This window comes from Methanosphaera sp., from assembly GCF_022768985.1.
In the GTDB taxonomy this organism is placed as follows: Archaea; Methanobacteriota; Methanobacteria; order Methanobacteriales; family Methanobacteriaceae; genus Methanosphaera.
Genome location: NZ_JALEKL010000012.1, coordinates 60,956 through 82,144, shown reverse-complemented (window position 1 = coordinate 82,144; position 21,189 = coordinate 60,956). Strand labels below are relative to the sequence as shown.

The window sequence follows — 21,189 nt, the reverse complement described above, 5'->3', positions numbered from 1 at the left end:
ATTTCCACATTTCAATTTCTTTTATTATATGTAATTTTTATTTAGTAGTTTTTTAATTCTAAAAAATGAGTTTTTTTTCTATTAAATATAATAATGATATAATTTTAAAAAAGAGTGTAATGTGGTTTTTGAAAAAAGATTTTATAAAAAAAGTAAGCTATAGATGATATGAAGTTCTATATCATCATATAATTCTTAAATTTCTTTATAATGATTTAAGTGGTGCTCTTGCTCCGCAAGCACTACATTTTAACATGTCAATACGGTCTTCACGGATAATAACTGTATCTGGTCTGTTACATTCATGACACATTACAAAGTTATCAACATATTCTTCAATACGTTCATTTATAACGTAGTGTGTAAATTTACCCTGAAGTATTGCACGATTTCCTTCCACATTTCCTGATGTACCAAGTTCTCTTAGTAGATATTTAAGTACATGTTGTGGGTCACGATTTAGAGTTCCTGCTATATCACCAAAGTTTTTGATGATTGTACGACTACCCTGAATAACTGAGTATCCTTTTGGTACTTTAAATCTTTTTGCTTCAAAGATTTTATCTGGTAGTTGTTCATATGCTTTATCTAATAGTTTTTCATAAGCTTCAAAGTCTGCATCTTTTGACATAGTATGTATAAACCTCCATCTAATTAACTTTTCTAAATCCTTGGTATAATTTGTATAAAAAAATTATAATATATTATTTATTCCCATAATCTTATTTTTTGAATAAATTATTTTTATAGTATTTATATAATTATGTTTTTACTACTATATAATTTTATATTAATTTCTACTTTTATGTAATATTTTTAATTAAATTTTATTTTTCAAAAAAAAGAGGGGAAATTTATATGAAGTTTAGTTAATTTTATCTAAACTCATAATTTCTTTTATGTTGTTTTAAATTTATCAGGTGTAGGTTCAAAGATCACACCCTTACTTTTAAGAATGTTGATAAATTTCTCAGCATCAGGCTCTTCAATGTTATGATCATCACTAAGTTTTAGATATAATACGTTTCTTGGTGCAAATCCATCATATTCATCTTCAAGTTCCTTAATTACCTTTGTTACAATGTTAAATTTATCTCTTTCAGATTTTGGTGTTCTTCCTTCAACCTTATCAATGTCTACTTTTCCAGTGTCAGGATCATATCCTACCTGTTTCATACAGTTTTCCTGAAGTCTTATTGCACGTTCTGCATCTTCTTTTAGTACATCATTACTAAGACGTATACGTGCACTAGCTTCAGCTAGTCTTACAAGTGCTTCAAGTTGACGTGCTGTAATTGGTACTGGTGATTCATCATCTATTGCACCACTTCTCATTGTAACATAGAAGTCTTGCAGTACTTTTGCTGCTTCATCTGTAAGTGTTGGCTGTACACTTTTTCTTGCATATGCAATGTATTTACGAAGAAGTTCAGGATCAATTTTATATGGTACTGTGTTTTCCTGGTGTATTTTAAGGATGTGTCCTGCAAGTTTATGGTCACGTTCTGCATTAGGTTTATCTTCAACAATAAATATTAAATCAAAACGTGATAGAATTGGTGGTGGTAGTTCAATTTGTTCAGGAATTGACTTATATCTGTCAAATCTACCAAATTTTGGGTTTGCAGCAGCAAGTACACTACAACGACTATTAAGTGTTGCCATAATTCCTGCCTTTGCAATTGATATTGTTTGTTGTTCTAATGCTTCGTGAATTGCAGATCTGTCCTCTTCACGCATCTTATCAAGCTCATCAACACATACATTACCTTTATCACCAAGTACTAATGCTCCTGCTTCAAGACTCCATCCTCCAAGATCATCACGTACAGCTGCAGCAGTTAGTCCTACTCCACTTGTACCTTTACCACTTGTATAGATTCCACGTGGTGCAAGTTTTGATACATACTTAAGAATCTGGGATTTACCAATACCAGGATCTCCAACTATTAAAACATGCATATCTCCACGTATATGTGTTTTATCTTCAAGTACTTTTGCTGTTCCTCCAAAGAGTTGGAATGCTATTGCTTCTTTTACCTCATCATATCCCTGAATTGATGGGGCTGTGGATGCTATGATTTGTTCATAGATATCAGGCTGTTTTGAAAGAGCAATAATTTCTTTTTCATCCTCTTCACTGATGTGTAACTCTTCAAATTCCTGTTCTAGGTGTTCTATGTAGTTTCCATATATGTAGTTATTGTAACGTTTTGTTTTATCATCACGTTGTGTTTTTAGAATTCCTGTAATTCGAACCTTATCTCCTGGTGTGAGTGTATCTACCATGTCATCTTCAAGAACTACATTTATTTGTCTTGGCTGATCTCCACCTGATAGATTTTCTAGTGGTTCTTGTAGTTTTACAGTTTGTGTATCCATAAATGTTGATTCATCTTCTATTATTTCAAATGATCTACTTCCACATTCACTACATGCTGCAGGTTCAAATATGAGGTTTGTCTTCTGTTTTACCTCATGTATTCTTCCACAGCTTCTACATTTAAATACAGCTGTTTGTATACGTGGATGGATTGTATCTGTTTTTCTGATAATTCCATCTACAGCTATGAATTTTCCTATATATTCACTTTTAAGATTTCTTAGATGTACAACGTTACGAACATTTTTAAATCGTACATTAAGTCCTATATCTCTACGTTGAGGGTCTATATTTATGATAGCATCTGTTGCAACTTCTAATGTTTCATTAGGTTTTGCAAGAAGAGCATCTGCAATGTCTGGATTGAACATTTCAAGATCGTTATAGTCAATGATTACTGATTTTTCATCTGGAAATAAGTCAAGTGCTGCAAATATCTCATCTTTACAGCTTGTACTAAAGAATTCTTCCAGATTTGTAATCTGTACTGTGTTTATTTTTTTATTATCAACCCTGCTTTCCATGTATAATATTTTTTTATTTATAATTATAATAAATATTACGGTAAATGTTATGCAATATTTTCAATTTAAGTTGTACATACATAGATTTTATTTTCAAACAATAAAATTTATAAAACAAATATTTAATATTTTAAAAAATAGAAATTTATATTATAATATAAAAATAACATTAATTTAAAGCAATTAAATTAAGAGGTTTTCTATGAAAAGATCACGTTTAAAACTATTTAAAACAACATCTCTTACAATTTCTTTAATTGCAATAATTTTAATTGTGGTAAGTATAGGAGTCGTAGCATACATCGGAGTAACAGATTTAAGCAGCTCTGTAACACACACAGTAAATAGTGGATCAGCATATGAAAGCTTAAATCAAATAAAAGCAGATTATGGTAACTTATCAAAACAGTATGATGAACTTGACAAACAACTTGGAACAAAACCAGATATTGAAGTAAAATCACAATTTAACACTGGAAAAATAAAACTTTCAGAAGTTAATCAGTCAATAACTGAAATTGAAGGTGACATATCCAAGGGTGAAAGTGAAGAAAACATCAACAAACAATTAGATCAAGCAAAAGAAGAATTAAAAAGTGCAAGAGAAACATATTCTCAACTAACACAAAGTGGTAAAAGTAGTTATTAAATAATAAATTTTATCCACTTTCAAAAATTTTTTTATTCCTATTTTTTTTAAATAAAACTAATAAAATTTATTACCCTCAAAAAAAAATTAACATAACCACTATTTCTATAAAAATAAATTTTTAAATTATTTTTTAATTAATTATCATTATTTTTCTTATTTTTCTTAGGACCTTTAAATCCACGAGCAATAACATACATCTCAGAACTACGTTTTCTTGATGAATTAGGCTTTGTAGTTTTAACAGATCTGAATTTCTTTTTTAATGTCTTATTAATTTCATCATAAGATCCACCCTGGAATGACTTCATTATAAGATCACCATTTTTCTTAAGAATATTATCAGTAATACTAATAACAGCAGTAGCTAAATCATAAGCATTAAAGTTATCAACATCCTTAATACCTGTAAGTTTTGCTGCAGCATCAGATAATATAACATCTGCCTTACCATCAATAAGTTCCATAATAGTATTTTGAATTTCCTCAGTTGTAAAATCACCCTTTATTGCAGTAAATGCTTCATGATCAATAGGCTTAATATATTCAAGATCAACACCAATAATTTGACCTTTACCTTCCTCACCTATAGTTTCACATACAACCTGACTCCATCCACCAGGTGCAGCACCAAGATCAACAACATTATAGTCAGGCTTAAGAAGACCATACTTCTTATCTAATTGTTTAAGTTTATATGATGCACGTGAACGATAATTCTGTTTTTTTGCAAGTTTATAGTAATGTTCTTTATCATGCTTTGCTTTCCAACGACTCATAACTAATAAATCCCCTTATTTTTTTTCATATTTTTCATTATATCTAAAAATAAAATTCTTTTCCAAATTTAACATATCTAATCTTTCTTATAATTAAGTCCAAGTTGTGATACATCCATAGAACGACACATTGCATTTGCAATTTTAATAATATCAGCCTGAATATCACTACCATTAATTTCAACAACCATAACAGTTGCATCAGTAAGACGAGGCTGTGTAGGACTACCAGGATTAAGAAGTATTACATCATCAATTTTTTCAACCATAGGCTGATGAGTATGACCACTAATTAGAACATCTACACCAAGCTCTTTTGCAATATAATACAACTGTTGTGTATCACCACGAGGATAAACAACACCATGTGTAAGACCAACTTTTACATCTTCAATATTAATAACTTCAGCTTCATTTAAATTACTATTTGTATCACAATTTCCACGAACACACACAACAGGTGCAATAGTTTCAAGTTCTTCAATTACACTATCACATTCAAGATCACCTGCATGAAGTATCATATCAACACCTTCAAATACTTCAAAAACTTTCTCTGGAATTTTAACACTACGTGTTGGAATATGTGTATCTGAAATTACGCCTATTAAAATATAAATCACATCCTTTAAATTAAATATTTACTTTTCCAATTATTCTAATTATTTTCTTTTAAAAAAATTATTTTTATTATATATTATTATATTATATATTCAATAATAGAAAATATTTTATAATAAAATTACATTCCCACCCTCAATACATTTACTAACAACTATTAATATAACAACATATTAAATTATTAATATTTATTAGAAACATGAAAAAATGTCATATATATAATATATATAACCAAAAAAAGGAGCAATATTTTTTTTATTTTTAATAAAAGATTATAAAGAATCATTATTTGGAGATTAAAAAAGATGAGTGAGTTAATAATATGTGAAAAGCCAAAAGTAGCACAGAAAGTAGCAAGTGCACTGTCTTCTTCACCTATAAAAAATTCATATAAAAGAGTACCATACTATGAAATTAATGAAAATGGAAAACAAATCATAGTACTATCAGCTGTAGGTCATCTATATTCATTAAAATCATCAAATAAAAAACAGAAACGATTATTTGATGTAGAATGGGTACCATTATATGAAACAGACAAATCAAAAAAGTATGTAAAAAGCTATATTGACCTAATTAAAAAGCTTTCAAAAGATGCAGACAGATTTATACATGCATGCGACTACGATACAGAAGGAACACTAATAGGATTCAATGCATTAAATGAAATATGTGGACCTGAAAGTATAGATAAAGCATTTAGAATGAAATTTTCAGCATTAACAAAAAAAGATCTTATTAAAGCATACTCAGAAGCATATCCACTAAAAGAAGATAAAAGCTGGATTGAAAGTGGAGAAGCAAGACATGTACTTGACTACCTATTTGGTGTTAACATATCAAAAGCAATGACAGACTCAATAAATAAGGCAGCAGGACGATATGTGCAACTTTCAGCAGGACGTGTACAAACACCAACACTAGCACTTCTAACAAAACGTGAAAAAGAAATAAAGAAATTTAAGCCAGAACCATACTGGCTAATAAAAGCACACCTTAAAGGTGACATAGTAGCAGATCATAAAAATGGTAAATTTAAAGATAAAACAAAAGTTGCAGAAATTCTTGAAAAAACAAAATCAGAAGATGCAGAAGTTAAAAAAATAGCAAAAAGAACATCAAAAAAATCACTACCTGTACCATTTGAACTAGGAACACTACAATCAGAAGCATATGCACAATTTAAATTCACACCTAAAAAGACACAAAAAATAGCACAAGATCTCTACATTGAAGGATACACATCATATCCAAGAACATCATCACAAAAACTACCAGAATCACTAGGACTAAAAGAAATACTAGTACAACTTTCACAAAATCCAAGATATTCACTTAAAGTAGCACAACTTAAAGAACCATTCAAGCCAAATGAAGGTAAAAAGACAGATGAAGCACACCCTGCAATACATCCAACAGGAATAATGCCAGAAAATCTAAGTGATGATGAACAAAAACTATATGATCTCATTGTTCACAGATTCATAAGTATCTTTGGAGAAGAAGCAGAGCTAACATCAATAAAAGTAGATGTTGACATTGCAGGAGAACCATTTGCATTTGGACGACAAAAAGTAACAAAGCCAGGATGGCTAGCACTTGACCCATATCAGGCAAAAAAAGTAAAAGATGAAGACTTCCCAGAAATAAATGAAGGAGACATCATCAAAGCAAAAGTTAAAAGTGAAGAGAAGAAAACCAAACCACCAGCACGATACAACCAAGCATCAATAATACGAGAACTAGAAAAACGTGGTCTTGGAACAAAAGCAACACGTGCAAATATTGTAGCAATACTCTATACACGAAAATATATTCAGGGAAATAAGATAGAAGTAAACCAGCTTGGTGAACGTATCATTGACACACTAAGTAAATATTCAGAAAAAATTACAAGTGAGGAAATGACACGTCAATTTGAAGAAGATATTGCATTAATTAAAGATGAAAAAACAACACAAACACAGGTAATAGACGATGCAAAAGGAGAACTTAACCAGATTCTTGATGCAATAGATGATAATAAAGATGATATAGGATCTGAACTTTTCAGTGCATATGAAAATAGTCGTATTGTAGGTGAATGTGAATGTGGAGGAAATCTGATAATTGTATCATCACCACGTGGTGGAGGTAAATTTGTTGGATGTTCAAAATATCCTGACTGTAAAAAAACATATTCACTACCAAATGGAGCAAATGTATTAAAAGCAAAATGTGAAAAATGTGGTCTTCCACTTATATCATATGGAAATCCAAGACAACGTGCATGTTTAAACTTTGAATGTGCAAATGGTGGTAAAAAGTCAACAAATGATGTTGTAGGAAAATGTCCTGAATGTTCAAGTGATCTTATAAAACGTATGGGACGATATGGTGAATTTATAGGATGTAGTGGATTTCCAAAATGTCGCTTCACCTCATCAATTGCAGACTTTGAAGCAGCACAGAAAGAAAATAAAGAAAAACAAGAAGATAAAAAAGAAGAATAAAATTATTTATCACTCATCCCTTCTTTTTTTTATATAAAATTCAACACCTATTTTTTTTAGAAAAATTTAAATTATTATTATCTACTATTATTTCATAGAGATCTTCAAGAATAATCTTAGTAGCTTTCTTATTAAGATACTTATTATCTGACTGGTTTTGTGATGAATAAATACATCCAGGACATCCATCACTACAGTCACATTCACATATAAGATCATGTGCCATTTTAATAATATCCTCAAATAAGTTATATGCCTTAGCAGTAAGTCCCACTCCATCTTCAAATGCATCATATATGAAGATTGTAGAATTTAGTGTTGACTGGTGCATATTTTCTGTAACACCACCAAGATCATATGAATCACACATTACATGGAATGGACATACAGCAAGCATAATATTTACAACACCCTGCATTGCACCCATAAACATGTCAGAAAACTTAACATCAGATATTATTTCACTCTGCAGGTGTTGTTTAATATCATGTGGAATTGTAAACCATAAACCTTTTGTTTTAAAGTTTAGTGGTGGAAGATTAAGTTTCTTTGATGATGCAACTTTACTATATTTAATAATATTAAATCTATTATATTCCTCTGTAACATTTAATTTTCCATATGAAATCTTAATATCTGAGATACTCTTATTTTTTTCTTCTTTTATAATTTTAACATCAATATCCTTTAGAGGCTGTGTGTAGTAGTTAAGATTCTTCTTTTTAACATAGATACGTCGTTCCTGGATGTCCATACTTTCAACAAGATATTCCTCACCATTGTGTATGAGAACAGCATCCTCATGTGCTTCACGAAATGCCTGTTTTTCACTCATACTTTCAAGGAATTGTGATCCAACAAATACCTTATATTCCTCAGATCGTACATCACTAAGATTAACTCCGAGATTTGGTGTGTCATTTTTCATAAGTTCTTCATTTGAATAACTCCAAACATCATGTGAATAATTAAGAATATTCTCCATTTCAAGATCACTTATTTCATCAAATACAACACCCTCATCATCAAATCCAAAGTCTTCAATTTCATTAAATCGTATTGGTAACTCATGTGCTGCACATTTAAGATGTCCTCGTAGTATGTGTCTATTATTTAAGTCAATAATTGCATGTTCATGACTTTTATTGAAAAATAACTCTGGATGCTTCATGAAGTATTGATCAAGAGGATTTTGAAATGCAACCATTGTAATTAATGCTTCCTGATTACGACGACCAGCACGACCTGCCTGTTGCCATGTAGATATAAGAGTTCCAGGATATCCTGATATTATTACACTATCAAGTGATCCAATATTTATTCCAAGTTCAAGTGCATTTGTTGTAACAACACCTTTAATCTTTCCATCTTTCAGGTCATCTTCAATCTCTTTTCTTTCATCTGCAGTATAACCTGCACGATATGCTGTAATTTTATTTGCAAGTTGAATATCCTTACTTTCAAGTTCACGTTTAGATCTAAGAGCTACAACTTCTGCCATCTTACGTGATACTTCAAAGCATATCGTCTGAAGTCCATGTCTAAGATATGTTGTAAATAGTTTCTGTGTATCTGTATGAATTGATGGATTTTTAGATTCAATAGCATAAGGATTGAAAAATATGAAATGTTTACGTGCAGATGGAGCACCATTTTCATCAACAATCTTAAAATCAAGTCCTGTTAGTTTTTCACCAAATTCCTCAGCATTAGCAAGTGTTGCTGTTGATACAATAAACTGTGGATCAGAGCCATAATATCGGCATATACGTTTAAATCTACGTATAAGAAGTGCTACATTTGACCCAAATACTCCACGATACTGGTGTGCTTCATCAATAACAACATACTTTAAATTTTTAAAAAATCTACTCCACTGTTTGTGCCATGGAAGAATCATGTGAAGCTCATATGGATTTGTAAGAACAAGACGTGAGGTCTGTTTAATTTTACGTCTTTCAGATTTTGGTGTATCTCCATCAAATTTAGCAGGATATATTTCAAGATCACATTCACGGTCAAACTCCTCAACTGCCTTAAACTGGTCGTTTGCAAGAGCCTTTGTAGGATAGATGTAAAGGGCAGTGTTGTCAGGATTTTCTGCTAGATTTTCCATAACAGGTAGTGTAAATGATAATGTTTTTCCACTTGATGTTGGTGTTGTTAGTGTAACATTATAACCTTCTCTTAGATATTCAAGAGTCTTATACTGGTGTGTGTAGAGTTTTATACCTTTACTATCCAGGTAATCTGAAATTACAGGTGGTAGGTTAACATCAGCTGTTGTATATCTTGGTGGTTTTGGTGGAATTTCCTCAATATGTTCAATTCTATCTCTGAACCATTTCTTGTTTTGAAAATATGTTATCATTTCATGTGTCATTTATTTACTACCCTATTTGGTGAATTAATTAATTTATATCTTTTCTTTTTGTGTATTATCTTTAATTATAATTTAGATTTCAATGATATTAATTTAATAAATACTTTAATTTTTTTAAAATTTTAATAAATTTAAATATATCTTTATTTATAAACATATATAAGGATAATTTTTTGATTAAGATAACAGATAAACTAATATATTCTCGTTATATGTAAATTATAACTAAAATCAATTAATTCAAGATATTACCTAGATGATATCTTATCCTATATTCTATCTATATTGGAGGTAAAATAAGGAGAACTTACATATGAACAGTAAAAATAAAAATCTACTAAAAAAAGTAGCACCTTTTGTTATTGTTCTTCTACTATTTGTTTCAATCTTTGCAATAAGGGCTGAAACAGTAAATATTGGTGGAGTTCAAAACGAAAGTGTAAAGGAATTATACCGAGATGACAGCGGTTTACCATATTTCACAGAGATAGATTCATATTATAATTATCGATTAACTGAGAATTATTTAAAAACAGGACATCTTGGAGATACACAGATAAATGGAACAGATTGGGATTCACTTTCAACATCCCCTAATGGGCGTGAAGCTGACTATCAACCTGTAATTGTAGTATTAACAGCAACAGTTTACAAGTTCCTAAATATGTTTTCATCAGTATCACTTATGCAAGTAGCATACTGGATAGGATCATTTGTTGGAACACTGGCATTAATACCAGCATACTTTATTGTAAGACGAGCTACCAAAAATGAGTGGGGTGCAATTGTAGCGGGTGTAATTGCAGCAGCAGCACCAGCATACTTTATACACACATATGGTGGTTTCTTTGATACAGATATGTTCAACGTATTAATACCACTGATGATTGTACTGTTCTTAACAGAAGCAGTATATGCCAAAAAACCTGTATATAAAGCCGGACTTGCAGGATTATCTGCAGCAACACTGGCACTGTATTCACTTGCATGGAGTGGGTACACATACATGGTACTTTTAACTATTGGTGCATTAATACTATACATCCCAGCATCCTATATAATGGATAGGAAGGATGGAAAAGACGTATCAAATAAGAAACAATGGCTTAAAGAAAATCCGGCAACAATACCTGCAGTAGTATTTATAATACTAACAGTAATACTTCTTGCAATAACAGTTGGAGGTTCAATGTTTGAATCAATATCAAATGTTGTAGGACTTTCAACATCACTCCAGAGTGCAACAGCTGGAAGTGCATATCCTAACGTATATGTATCTGTAGGTGAGATGCAAATACCACAATTTATTGACATTGCAAGTCAATCAGGTGGAACATTTGGATTAATTTATGCAGTATTAGGTCTTGTTGTAATGGCAGCATTACTTATGAAAAAACCTGTTGCTAAAGCACAAGATAAACATTACAAAAAAATAAAAATAGAAACAACAGCACCAAAAACAAAAAACTACACACCTAAAGTTAAAAAAGCAGAAGATGAAGTTAAAGAACTTGGACATACCTTTATCCCTGGAAAACTTGACTTTACAGATGATGAAAAACACAATAACCTATTCCTATTTGTAGTAACACTTTTATGGATAGTTGGAATAGCAGTAATGCTAACACAAGGTACAAGGTTCATAGAACAGTTTGCAATACCACTAGCATTACTTGCAGGATTATTTGTAGGATTTGTAGTTAAATATGTTGATCTTAAAACAGAACAATACCCATATGTAGCATTAATTGCTATTGTAATGGTGCTTCTTGCAGTAGTACCACCACTTATGAGTGACCATGCAGCATCATCACAGTCTGTTGGAAGTACAAACGATGATATGTACAACACACTTAAATGGATAAAAGCAAATACAGCAGAAGATACAGTACTTGCATCCTGGTGGGACTTTGGTCACCTCTTCACAGAGGTAGCAGATCGTCAAGTAGTATTTGATGGAGGTTCACAGAACAACATGCGTGCTTACTGGATTGGTAATGCACTGCAAACAAGTGATGAGAATCTTTCTGCAGGTATTTTAAGAATGCTTGCAAATAGTGGAGAAGATGCATCAAATACACTAGATTTATATACAAACAATACAACAAAAACAGTTCAAACATTGAATAAAATATTACCAATGGATAGAAATCAGGCAAATGCAGAACTTACAGGCTCATTAGGATTAAATGAACAACAAGCAAATTCAGTTCTTGATAAAACACATCCAGCAAATACAAAACCTGTAAATCTTATATTAAGTTCAGATATGCTTTCAAAAGCATCCTGGTGGTCATACTTTGGAACATGGGACTTCCAAAATCAGACTTCAACACACTATTCATACTATCCTGCAAACATAGCAGCAGAACAAGTAAATGGTAAAACCTTCATATTTGGTCAAGACAATGGTATTGTTGGTGTAGCATCAACAACAAATGAATCTGAAGGAATGCCAATGCTCTTTGCATATGTTGATCAGTCAAAACTTAATAAAACATTAAATATGACTACAGCAGAAGATAAACAGAGAATGTGTAAAGAACTTACAGACGGTACTGGAAATGAGTTAATTAAACCACATAAATTAACATATATTGATGGAAACAGATTATATGAAAAAATGGTTAACAACAACAGTAACATGTCAATGATTGTATATAACAATGGTGGAGGATCATACTTTGCAGTATTATATGACTCACACCTTGAAGATTCTGTATTTACAAAACTATATCTTGAAAGTGGAATGAACACTACAAGATTTAACATGACACATTCAGAGCCTGGAATAAGTGTATGGAATGTATTTGAATATCCAACAGCAGCAACTTCAAATGCACCACAGGCTACAGAAAATCAAACCAATAAAACAACATAGATAGTTATAATATAACCCCCTAATTTTTTTATTTTTTTAGATTTTTTTTAAACTTATTTTAGTATAATTAATTTTTTTCTTAAATCTTTCAATTATTTATATGATAAGTAATAAAACTATTAATCAATTATACATATTATGAATTTTATTAAAGGAGACATAGAATTGAGAACACTTTCAGATCTAAAAAAGACAACTTTTATAGCCACAAATTCATCTCTTGATGAACTTCTTGGCGGAGGTATTGAAAAAGGTTGTATCACACAGTTTTATGGTCCGCCAGGCTGTGGAAAGACAAATATAGCTTTAAAAATTTTGTATGAATCTACAAAAGATGGAGCCAAAGCCATATTTATGGATACTGAAGGTGGAATATCACTTGAAAGAATTGAGCAGATAGCCGGAAATGACCTTAATGCTATCTTAGATAATGTATTTCTACTAGAGCCAAGATCATTTGATGAACAGTTTTTACAGATTAATCAGATAAAAGGACTTCTAAATGAAAAAGATGATATTGATATTTTAATTATTGATTCGGTTGTATCATTATATCGTATAGAAGATGGAGATCCTAATGAGATAAATAAGAAGCTTGGTAAGCTAATGGCAGAACTTTTAATATTAAGCCGTGAATATGATATAGCGGTAGTTATCACTAATCAAATATATTCACCATTTGATAGTGATGATTTAATAGTTGAACCTATAGGTGGTACTGTACTAAAATATTGGAGTAAAACAATAGTATCAATTGAAAAAGATATTGTTTCAGATAAGAGAATAGCCACACTTAAAAGACATAAAATTCAACCAGAAGGAAAACAGGTTAGCTTTGAAATAGTAGATGAAGGAATTACATAATAGATGTAATGAATGTTTTAATAAATACAAACAAAAACAATTAAATAGTTGTATTCTAAATTAATTATAGGAGTGAAGATAATATGGTATATAAAAAGAAGGAAAAAAGAGTTCCTGAAGGATTTGACTCAGTAAATGAATATTTTAATTACTTATATAGACGTGATGATTTAATATGGATGGGACAAAATACAAACCATCTACAACATGTAAAAGATATAGAAGATGCACTAGTTGAAGGTGCACGTAAAAGAAATTATTGTAAATATCCACCACCTGAAGGATTTCCAGAACTTAAAGAGTTAGTACTTAAAGATCTTGATTTATCAAGTGATATTTATGATATTCAAATAACAGCAAGTGCTACAGAATCATTATATCTTGCAATAAGTACAACTCTTAAATGTAATGAAAATACAATTGCATCAGATCCAGGCTATCTGATAATTAACAATTTCTGTAACCGTTTTGGAGATCATGTAAAAGAAGTACCAATATATTCAGATGAACATGGATATAAACTAACAGGTCAACTTATACGTGAAAATATCGATGAAAACTCAAAACTTGTAATTCTCATTGACCCATTAAATCCAACAGGTGCAGGATATTCAGAAGAAGAAATTAAGGAAATTGCAGAAATTGCAATAGAAAACGATCTTATTGTACTTCATGATATTACATATCGTGACTTTGCAAAATCACATACACTTGTTGCAAAATATGCACCAGAAAATACAATAACAGTTTTCAGTTTCTCAAAAATATTTGGTATGGCAGGACTAAGAATTGGTGCTGTAATTAGTACACCAGAAAGAATTGAAGATATGAGATCAAGTGTAATAAATGATCTTGGTACAAACATACTTGCTCAAGATGCAGCTATTGCAGGACTTAAAAGTAAAGATCAATGGATTGATGAAATAAAACAGACATGTTTCAGAAATCAGGAACTTATCAAGGAAGCTGTTGATGAAACACCAGGAGCATTTATGCCTGTATATCCATCAGAGGCAAACATGACAATTATTGATATTTCAGGAACTGGTGTTGATCCTGTAGATCTTTCAAATTATATGCTTAAAGAGAAAAATATCTTCATACGTGAAGGAAACTATACAAGTAAATTATATGGAGATAGATATGTACGTATAAGTTATTCAATTCCAACAGAAGAAGTTATGGAATTTAGAAAAGAATTTAAAAACTCCATAGAAGCAGTACAAAAACAAAAAGGTATTAAAGTACAACAATAAAGAGAAGGGAATGAGGTAACATTCAACAATTTTTTAACCCCCTTTTTTATAATTTTTTTATTTAACAAATTTTTTAATAATTATTTTACATAGAAAAACTACTACATATTTAATAGTTTTATTTAAATTAACATAGTTTTATGGGAGGATTAGCATACAATGCAACAAGATGATATAAAAACAAAAGAAGCTTGTCGTCATATTATAGATGAAGCTATAGCAAATAATATAACAACAAAAAAACAACTAGAAAAACTAAAAATACAAACATGTCGTGATATGAAACTTGCAGGTTTTATGAGTAATTCAAAAATACTACAGTATGCAAACGATGATGAACTTGAAATTGTAAGACCACTACTAATGAAAAAACCAACACGTACAATATCAGGAGTTGCAATTGTTGCTATAATGTGTCATCCTCATAAATGTCCACATGGACGATGTAAATACTGTCCTGAAAGTAGTATAGCACCACCAAGCTATACAGGAGAGGAACCTGCAGCATTGCGTGCACGTATGTTTAACTTCCACCCATATATTCAGACATTTAACAGACTCTACCAGTTACGTAATATTGGACATTCAATAGATAAAGTAGAACTTATTATTATGGGAGGAACATTTGCATCAAGATGTCTTGACTACCAGGAATGGTTTGTAACACAGGCACTACGTGCAATGAATGACTTTGAAGCAGTTGCAGCATCCATACCTAAAAATCAGCGTGAAATTGAAATAATACCACCTACTGATTTTAAATACATAGATGATGTACAAAAGATGAATGAGTCAAGTAAGGTACGTTGTGTAGGATTAACATTTGAAACAAGACCTGATTTTTCAAAAGTTGAAGATGTAAATCGTATGCTTAACTTTGGTGTAACACGTGTAGAACTTGGAGTACAAACACTATACAATCACATCTATAAACGTGTAGATCGTGGACATAAAATTAGTGATGTAATTGAAGCAAACCAAGCACTACGTGATAGTGCAATAAAAGTTGCAATGCATATGATGCCAGGACTATCATCATCAAAAAGCAGTGATATACGCATGTTTAAAAGACTCTTTAATGAGGAAGCATTTTCACCTGACATGCTTAAAATATATCCATGTCTAATTACGGAAGGGTCTGAATTCTATGATATGTGGCAGCGTGGTGAATATGAACCATACACATCAGAGGAAGCTGTTGATTTAATTGTAGAGGTTAAAAAAATACTTCCAAAATGGGTACGTACAATGAGAATTCAAAGAGATATTCCAGCAACACTAATTAATGCTGGTGTTAAAAAATCAAATCTTGGAGAACTTGTATATAACAGACTTGATGAGGAAGATATTCACTGTCAGTGTATACGATGTCGTGAAGTAGGACATAAAAAATCACAGGGAATTGATGTAGACTTTGATAGTATTGAACTACTGCGTGAAGATTACAAGGCAGTGGGAGGACGTGAAATATTCCTATCAGTTGAAGATACATCAAATGATATTCTTATAGGATTTACAAGACTAAGAATACCATCAAAAAATGCATTCCGTCCTGAAATTACGCCAACAACATCACTTATACGTGAACTTCATGTTTATGGACAGATGCAAAAAATTGGACAAAATGATGATAAACTCTGGCAACACCAGGGATATGGTGCAAAACTACTAGCTGAAGCAGAAATGATTGCAAAAGATGAATTTGGAAAAGATAAAATGTCAATAATAAGTGGTATTGGTGTACGTAACTACTACCGTAAGTTTGGATATGAAAAAGATGGACCTTACATGTCTAAAAATATCTAATGAAGATATTATTTTTTTCACCACCCCATAACTTTTTTTTACACTTCTTTTAGTGAGTAGTTATTTATTCTTTTTTAATTATTTTTTATATAAAAAAAATAAATAGTATTATTTATAGATATTAAAAATAGTATAAAAAAATTAAGGATAGTTTTTCTCATTTTATACCAAATTATAATTTTAGGTTGAATTTATTATGGAAATAGAAACTTCTGCAAGATTACATTTATCATTAATTGATCTTAATGGATCAGAAGGACGTATAGATGGTGGAATAGGATTAACACTAAAGGATCCATCACTTATAATTGAATGTATTGAAAATAATACACAGACAAATGTAGTATGCAGTGATAAATATGTCATGGAAGATGAATATGAAAAGAAAATAATAGATGCATATGAGAAGATGAAAAACTATCTTGGTATAGATAATACATATACATTTAATATTAAAAAGATATATCCAATACATCATGGACTTGGACTTGGAACACAACTTGCACTTTCAACAGCAAAACTTGTATCTGAGATAAATGATATTGATCTTGATACATACACACAAGCATCAGTTGTAGGTCGTGGAGGAACAAGTGGTGTTGGAGTATATGCATTTGATAAAGGTGGATTTATAATTGATGGTGGTCATAAAAGTGATATGAAATCTGAATTTCTTCCATCATCAGCATCAAAAGTTGCACCACCACCATTAATTGCCAGGTATGATTTTCCAGAAGATTGGGATATACTTCTTATAACACCTAATATTTCACAGGGAAGTAGTGGAAGTAGTGAAGTTAATATATTTAAACAATATACGCCAATTGCAAAGAGTGATGTTGAGTCAATTTCACACATTACACTAATGAAGCTTATGCCATCAATTGTTGAACATGACCTAGACATGTTAGGTGAGGCAATAAGTCAGATACAAAATAGAGGATTTAAAAAGATAGAAAAAGATCTTCAATCTAGTGAAATACACAGTATTATCAACTATATGCATGATAATGGAATTAATGCAGCAGGTATGAGTTCATTTGGACCTACATGTTTTGGAATTGTTGATAGTAATGCAAAATCATTAAAGCATGAAATTCTAGATTTAATGGATAATAAGGCAGAAGTAACAATTACAAAAGCAAAAAATTATGGATCAAAAATAAAAAAATAAAAGAATTTAATAGAGAGGTATGAAGCTTATGGATAATATAGATGATGCAAAAGTATGGACATTTCGTGATTGTATAGATACAGATGTAATTATAGCAGGAAGATATCTTAGAACATTTGATGCTCAAGATCTTGCAGACCATGTAATGGAAGCTGAAGATCCTGATTTTTCATCTAATGTATCAGAAGGTGATATTATTGTTGCAGGTTGGAACTTTGGATGTGGATCATCACGTGAACAAGCACCTGTTGCAATAAAAGCTGCTGGAGTATCTGCTGTAATTGCAAAATCATTTGCAAGAATCTTTTATAGAAATGCAGTAAATATTGGACTTCCAGTAATAGTTGCAGATATTAAGGCTGATGCTGGAGATGTTCTTGAAATTAAATTTGATGAAGGAATTATAACAAATAAAACAACATCTGAAACATTTGAAATACAACCACTTGATGATATGATGATGGATATTTTAGAATGTGGTGGAGTTGTAAATCAATACCTTAAAAATAAGGAGGAAAAATAAGATGACATGTCCTGTATGTGGCTATGATGAATATGAGATAATAAAATCAAAAGGTAAAAAAACAAGACAATTACTTGTAAAATGTGATAATTGTGATCACATCTACAATACAACAGCAGAAGAAGAAGTACATCCTATTAATGTACGTGTAATTATCAGTGAATTTGAAAGATCATGGAAAAGTGAAGTAGAATTATATTCTGATGAATATCTTGAAGTTGGAACACTTCTCTATATTGACAATAAAGATGTTGAAGTTACATCTATTGAAAACAATGAAGAAAAACGTGTATTTGAATGTCCTGTTGTTGATATAAAAACAATATGGGTAAAATCACTTGATACTCTTGCACGTATTGGACTTAGTATTGACAATCATGGAACAGTACTTTCACATAAAATTGAAGTTGAACGTGACTTTATCTTTTCAATAGGTGATATTGGAGAAGTTAATGGTCTTAAGTTCCAGGTATATGCATTTAAAACACTTGAACGTAATATGAGAAAAGGATATGCATATGCTAAGGTTATTAAAAGAGTTTATGGAAGACTTCTTCCAGCTAAAGATAAATCAAAAGTTAAATATGATTTATCAGAGTATGTTATTAAAACAACAATAAAAGATAAAGATAGAAAATAATTATTTAATAATTTAACTTGGGATTAAAATGAAAAAAATTTATTTAGAAACACATGGATGTACATTCAATAAGGCAGATACAAATATAATGACAAAAATATTACAAGAGCAGGGCTATGAAATTGTTGATAATCTTGAAGATTGTGATGTTATTATATTAAATACATGTTATGTAAAGCTTCCAACAGAACAGAAGATGATTACAAAGATTGATAAGATTAAAAAGAATTATCCTGATAAGAAGCTTATTGTTGGTGGATGTATGGTTGAAGTTGACAGCCAAAGACTAAATAAATTTGCTGGTGATAACTGCTGGATTGGTCCTCATAAGGTTGATAAGATCGACTATGTTGTTAAAAAAGCATTAAATGATGAAGTTGTACATGAATATGGTAAGACTAATATTATAAAAGCGGGTGCAAATATTAAATCTAACAATGAATTTATTCATATTCTCCAGATTTGTGAAGGATGTAATGGTTCATGTAGGTTCTGTTGTACAAGAGTTGCACGTGGTGCTCTTGTAAGTTATCCTATTGATGCAATTGTTGAAGAAGCAAAAGAAGCAGTTGAAAATGGTGCTCGTGAACTTCAAATAACAGCACAAGATACTGCATGTTTTGGTCTTGATAGTGGTGAATCATTTGCTGATTTATTAAATCGTGTTGCAGCAATTGATGGTGATTTCCGTATTCGTGTTGGTATGATGCATCCAAAGAGTCTTAAAAATAATCTTGATGGAGTAATTGATGCTTTTAAAAACAATGAAAAGATTTATAACTTTATTCATCTTCCAATTCAAACAGGTAGTGATAAGGTACTTACTGAGATGAATCGTCTTCATACACTTGATGAGTATTATGATATTTTAAATAAATTTAAAAGTGAAATTCCAAGTTTATCTTTTGCAACTGATATTATTGTTGGATATCCTACAGAAACAGAGGAAGATTTCATTCAAACTCTTGATTTAATTGATGATATTAAGCCTGATATTATTCATATTTCTAAGTATATGCACAGACCTGGTGCTGAGTCAACAAAACTTAAAGAAATTGATCATAAAACAATGAAGGATAGATCCCACAGGGTAAATGACTTAAAAGATAAAGTAATGCTTGAGGATAATAAAAGCTATGTTGGATTAAAATGTAGGGTTTTAGTTATTGATGAAGGATCATCAGGTGGATATGTTGGATATACTGATTCATATAAGAATGTAATTATTAAAGAAGAAGTAGAGCTTGGAACATTTGTGGATGTAGAAATAATTGAAGCAAATAGAACATATCTTCTTGCAAGATTAATAGAATAAAGTATTTATATAAATATGTTAATATAAATAATACTGAAACTAAAAATATAATAAAAAAAAATATAAAAAAATGAAAAGATTTGATTAAAATGAGTTATGTAGTATGTCAAAATTGTAAACATTTCATCAAAGTAAATGCATATGCACCATTAAACTTTGATAAATGTCAAAATTGTGGACATATGTTAAAATTTGCAAAAGATGAAACAGAACTAAAATTTCTACTAAGTGGAATTGAAATGCCAGAAGTTTCATATGAAAAAGTATGTAAATCCTGTAAATCAGAAAATCCACGACAAACAGGTGCATGTCTATATTGTGGATCAACAGATTTTGCATTAAAACTTGATGAAGATAGTGTAAAAAGATACAATCAAAGTATGCAAAATGCACAGAACATAAAAATAATAACACCAGGACAAAATGCACAGGCAAGCCTATCAGGTCCTGGTAGAATAATCTTTTACATAATATCATTATTTATAGGATTTATTGATTTCCTATTTTTCTCAATGATAGGTGTAAGTATGGTACTTGGAAATACACCAATGCCAGAAACAACTGAGGCAATAATGGCATTTGCAACACAGAATATGACATCACTATCAATAGTAGTTGTAGCATCACTGCTTTTATCTGGAATATTTGCAGTGTTTGTTCTACCATCAATGAGCTATAAAAGTTCATTTAAACTAGCAGTTGCAATAGGACTATTAATAGGACTTGCAATAATGTTTATGTCAGGAAATATTCTCTATGGATTTATATCCATGTTACTTTGTGCAGTGCTAACAGGAATCGGTGGAGTTATAGGAGAATTTATAGTACATAAACTAAATAAACTTCTAAACTTCTAAAAGATATGAAAAAAATAATTCACCACCTTAAATATTTTTTTT

16 protein-coding genes are annotated in these 21,189 nt (G+C 30.6%); 11 read left to right on the top strand and 5 right to left on the bottom strand.

All coding sequences use genetic code 11. The annotated features are described in order from the left end of the window. Window positions 1-205: 205 nt before the first annotated feature. On the bottom strand, window positions 206-631 hold the full coding sequence (locus tag MRZ80_RS06830) for a translation initiation factor IF-2 subunit beta (protein WP_292537649.1): 426 nt from the start codon (window positions 629-631) through the stop codon (window positions 206-208). A gap of 266 nt (window positions 632-897) precedes the next feature. Further along, window positions 898-2,907 carry a minichromosome maintenance protein MCM gene (locus MRZ80_RS06825; protein WP_292537647.1) on the bottom strand — a complete coding sequence of 670 codons (2,010 nt, stop codon included), beginning with the start codon at window positions 2,905-2,907 and terminating at the stop codon, window positions 898-900. 202 nt (window positions 2,908-3,109) lie between these two features. Here MRZ80_RS06825 and MRZ80_RS06820 point away from each other — a divergent pair, with 202 nt between their 5' ends. After that, the gene (locus MRZ80_RS06820; RefSeq protein ID WP_292537646.1) at window positions 3,110-3,556 is read left to right on the top strand and encodes a hypothetical protein; all 447 of its coding nucleotides are present in this window, start codon (window positions 3,110-3,112) and stop codon (window positions 3,554-3,556) included. A 137-nt stretch (window positions 3,557-3,693) separates the two neighbouring features. Here the strand turns inward: MRZ80_RS06820 and MRZ80_RS06815 are convergent, their stop codons facing one another. Together MRZ80_RS06815 and MRZ80_RS06810 are read right to left on the bottom strand one after the other, a co-directional pair. Further along, window positions 3,694-4,335, bottom strand: a complete 642-nt coding sequence (locus MRZ80_RS06815) for an RlmE family RNA methyltransferase (protein ID WP_292537645.1) — start codon at window positions 4,333-4,335, stop codon at window positions 3,694-3,696. 77 nt (window positions 4,336-4,412) lie between these two features. Next, on the bottom strand, window positions 4,413-4,958 hold the full coding sequence (locus tag MRZ80_RS06810; RefSeq protein WP_292537643.1) for a metallophosphoesterase: 546 nt from the start codon (window positions 4,956-4,958) through the stop codon (window positions 4,413-4,415). Window positions 4,959-5,261: 303 nt separating this feature from the next. On the opposite strand from MRZ80_RS06810, the gene topA reads away from it, so the two are divergent. Continuing rightward, window positions 5,262-7,448: a DNA topoisomerase I gene (topA, locus tag MRZ80_RS06805; protein WP_292537642.1), complete on the top strand. Its 2,187-nt coding sequence runs from the start codon at window positions 5,262-5,264 to the stop codon at window positions 7,446-7,448. 40 nt (window positions 7,449-7,488) lie between these two features. Here topA and MRZ80_RS06800 read toward each other — a convergent pair whose 3' ends face one another. Further along, window positions 7,489-9,831, bottom strand: coding sequence for a DEAD/DEAH box helicase (locus MRZ80_RS06800; protein ID WP_292537640.1), 2,343 nt, complete (start codon window positions 9,829-9,831; stop codon window positions 7,489-7,491). A gap of 313 nt (window positions 9,832-10,144) precedes the next feature. On the opposite strand from MRZ80_RS06800, the gene MRZ80_RS06795 reads away from it, so the two are divergent. The 9 genes from MRZ80_RS06795 (at window position 10,145) to MRZ80_RS06755 (ending at window position 21,147) form a co-directional block, all read left to right on the top strand. Next, window positions 10,145-12,712 (top strand): STT3 domain-containing protein, encoded by a 2,568-nt coding sequence (locus MRZ80_RS06795; protein ID WP_292537639.1) that lies wholly within the window; start codon window positions 10,145-10,147, stop codon window positions 12,710-12,712. A 165-nt stretch (window positions 12,713-12,877) separates the two neighbouring features. Next, entirely contained in the window at window positions 12,878-13,576 is a 699-nt protein-coding gene (radB, locus tag MRZ80_RS06790) for a DNA repair and recombination protein RadB (protein WP_292537637.1), read from the top strand. 83 nt (window positions 13,577-13,659) lie between these two features. Then, on the top strand, window positions 13,660-14,832 hold the full coding sequence (locus MRZ80_RS06785) for a pyridoxal phosphate-dependent aminotransferase (RefSeq protein ID WP_292537636.1): 1,173 nt from the start codon (window positions 13,660-13,662) through the stop codon (window positions 14,830-14,832). A gap of 159 nt (window positions 14,833-14,991) precedes the next feature. Beyond that, entirely contained in the window at window positions 14,992-16,638 is a 1,647-nt protein-coding gene (locus MRZ80_RS06780; RefSeq protein ID WP_292537634.1) for a tRNA uridine(34) 5-carboxymethylaminomethyl modification radical SAM/GNAT enzyme Elp3, read from the top strand. A gap of 196 nt (window positions 16,639-16,834) precedes the next feature. Next, entirely contained in the window at window positions 16,835-17,812 is a 978-nt protein-coding gene (locus tag MRZ80_RS06775) for a beta-ribofuranosylaminobenzene 5'-phosphate synthase (protein WP_292537631.1), read from the top strand. Between the two features lie 28 nt (window positions 17,813-17,840). Next, the gene (hacB, locus tag MRZ80_RS06770; RefSeq protein ID WP_292537629.1) at window positions 17,841-18,335 is read left to right on the top strand and encodes a homoaconitase small subunit; all 495 of its coding nucleotides are present in this window, start codon (window positions 17,841-17,843) and stop codon (window positions 18,333-18,335) included. Window position 18,336: 1 nt separating this feature from the next. Next, window positions 18,337-18,975, top strand: a complete 639-nt coding sequence (locus MRZ80_RS06765; protein ID WP_292537627.1) for an HVO_0476 family zinc finger protein — start codon at window positions 18,337-18,339, stop codon at window positions 18,973-18,975. A 28-nt stretch (window positions 18,976-19,003) separates the two neighbouring features. Further along, window positions 19,004-20,290: a tRNA (N(6)-L-threonylcarbamoyladenosine(37)-C(2))-methylthiotransferase gene (locus MRZ80_RS06760; RefSeq protein WP_292537625.1), complete on the top strand. Its 1,287-nt coding sequence runs from the start codon at window positions 19,004-19,006 to the stop codon at window positions 20,288-20,290. Window positions 20,291-20,379: 89 nt separating this feature from the next. Further along, window positions 20,380-21,147 (top strand): hypothetical protein, encoded by a 768-nt coding sequence (locus MRZ80_RS06755; RefSeq protein ID WP_292537623.1) that lies wholly within the window; start codon window positions 20,380-20,382, stop codon window positions 21,145-21,147. Window positions 21,148-21,189: the final 42 nt, after the last annotated feature.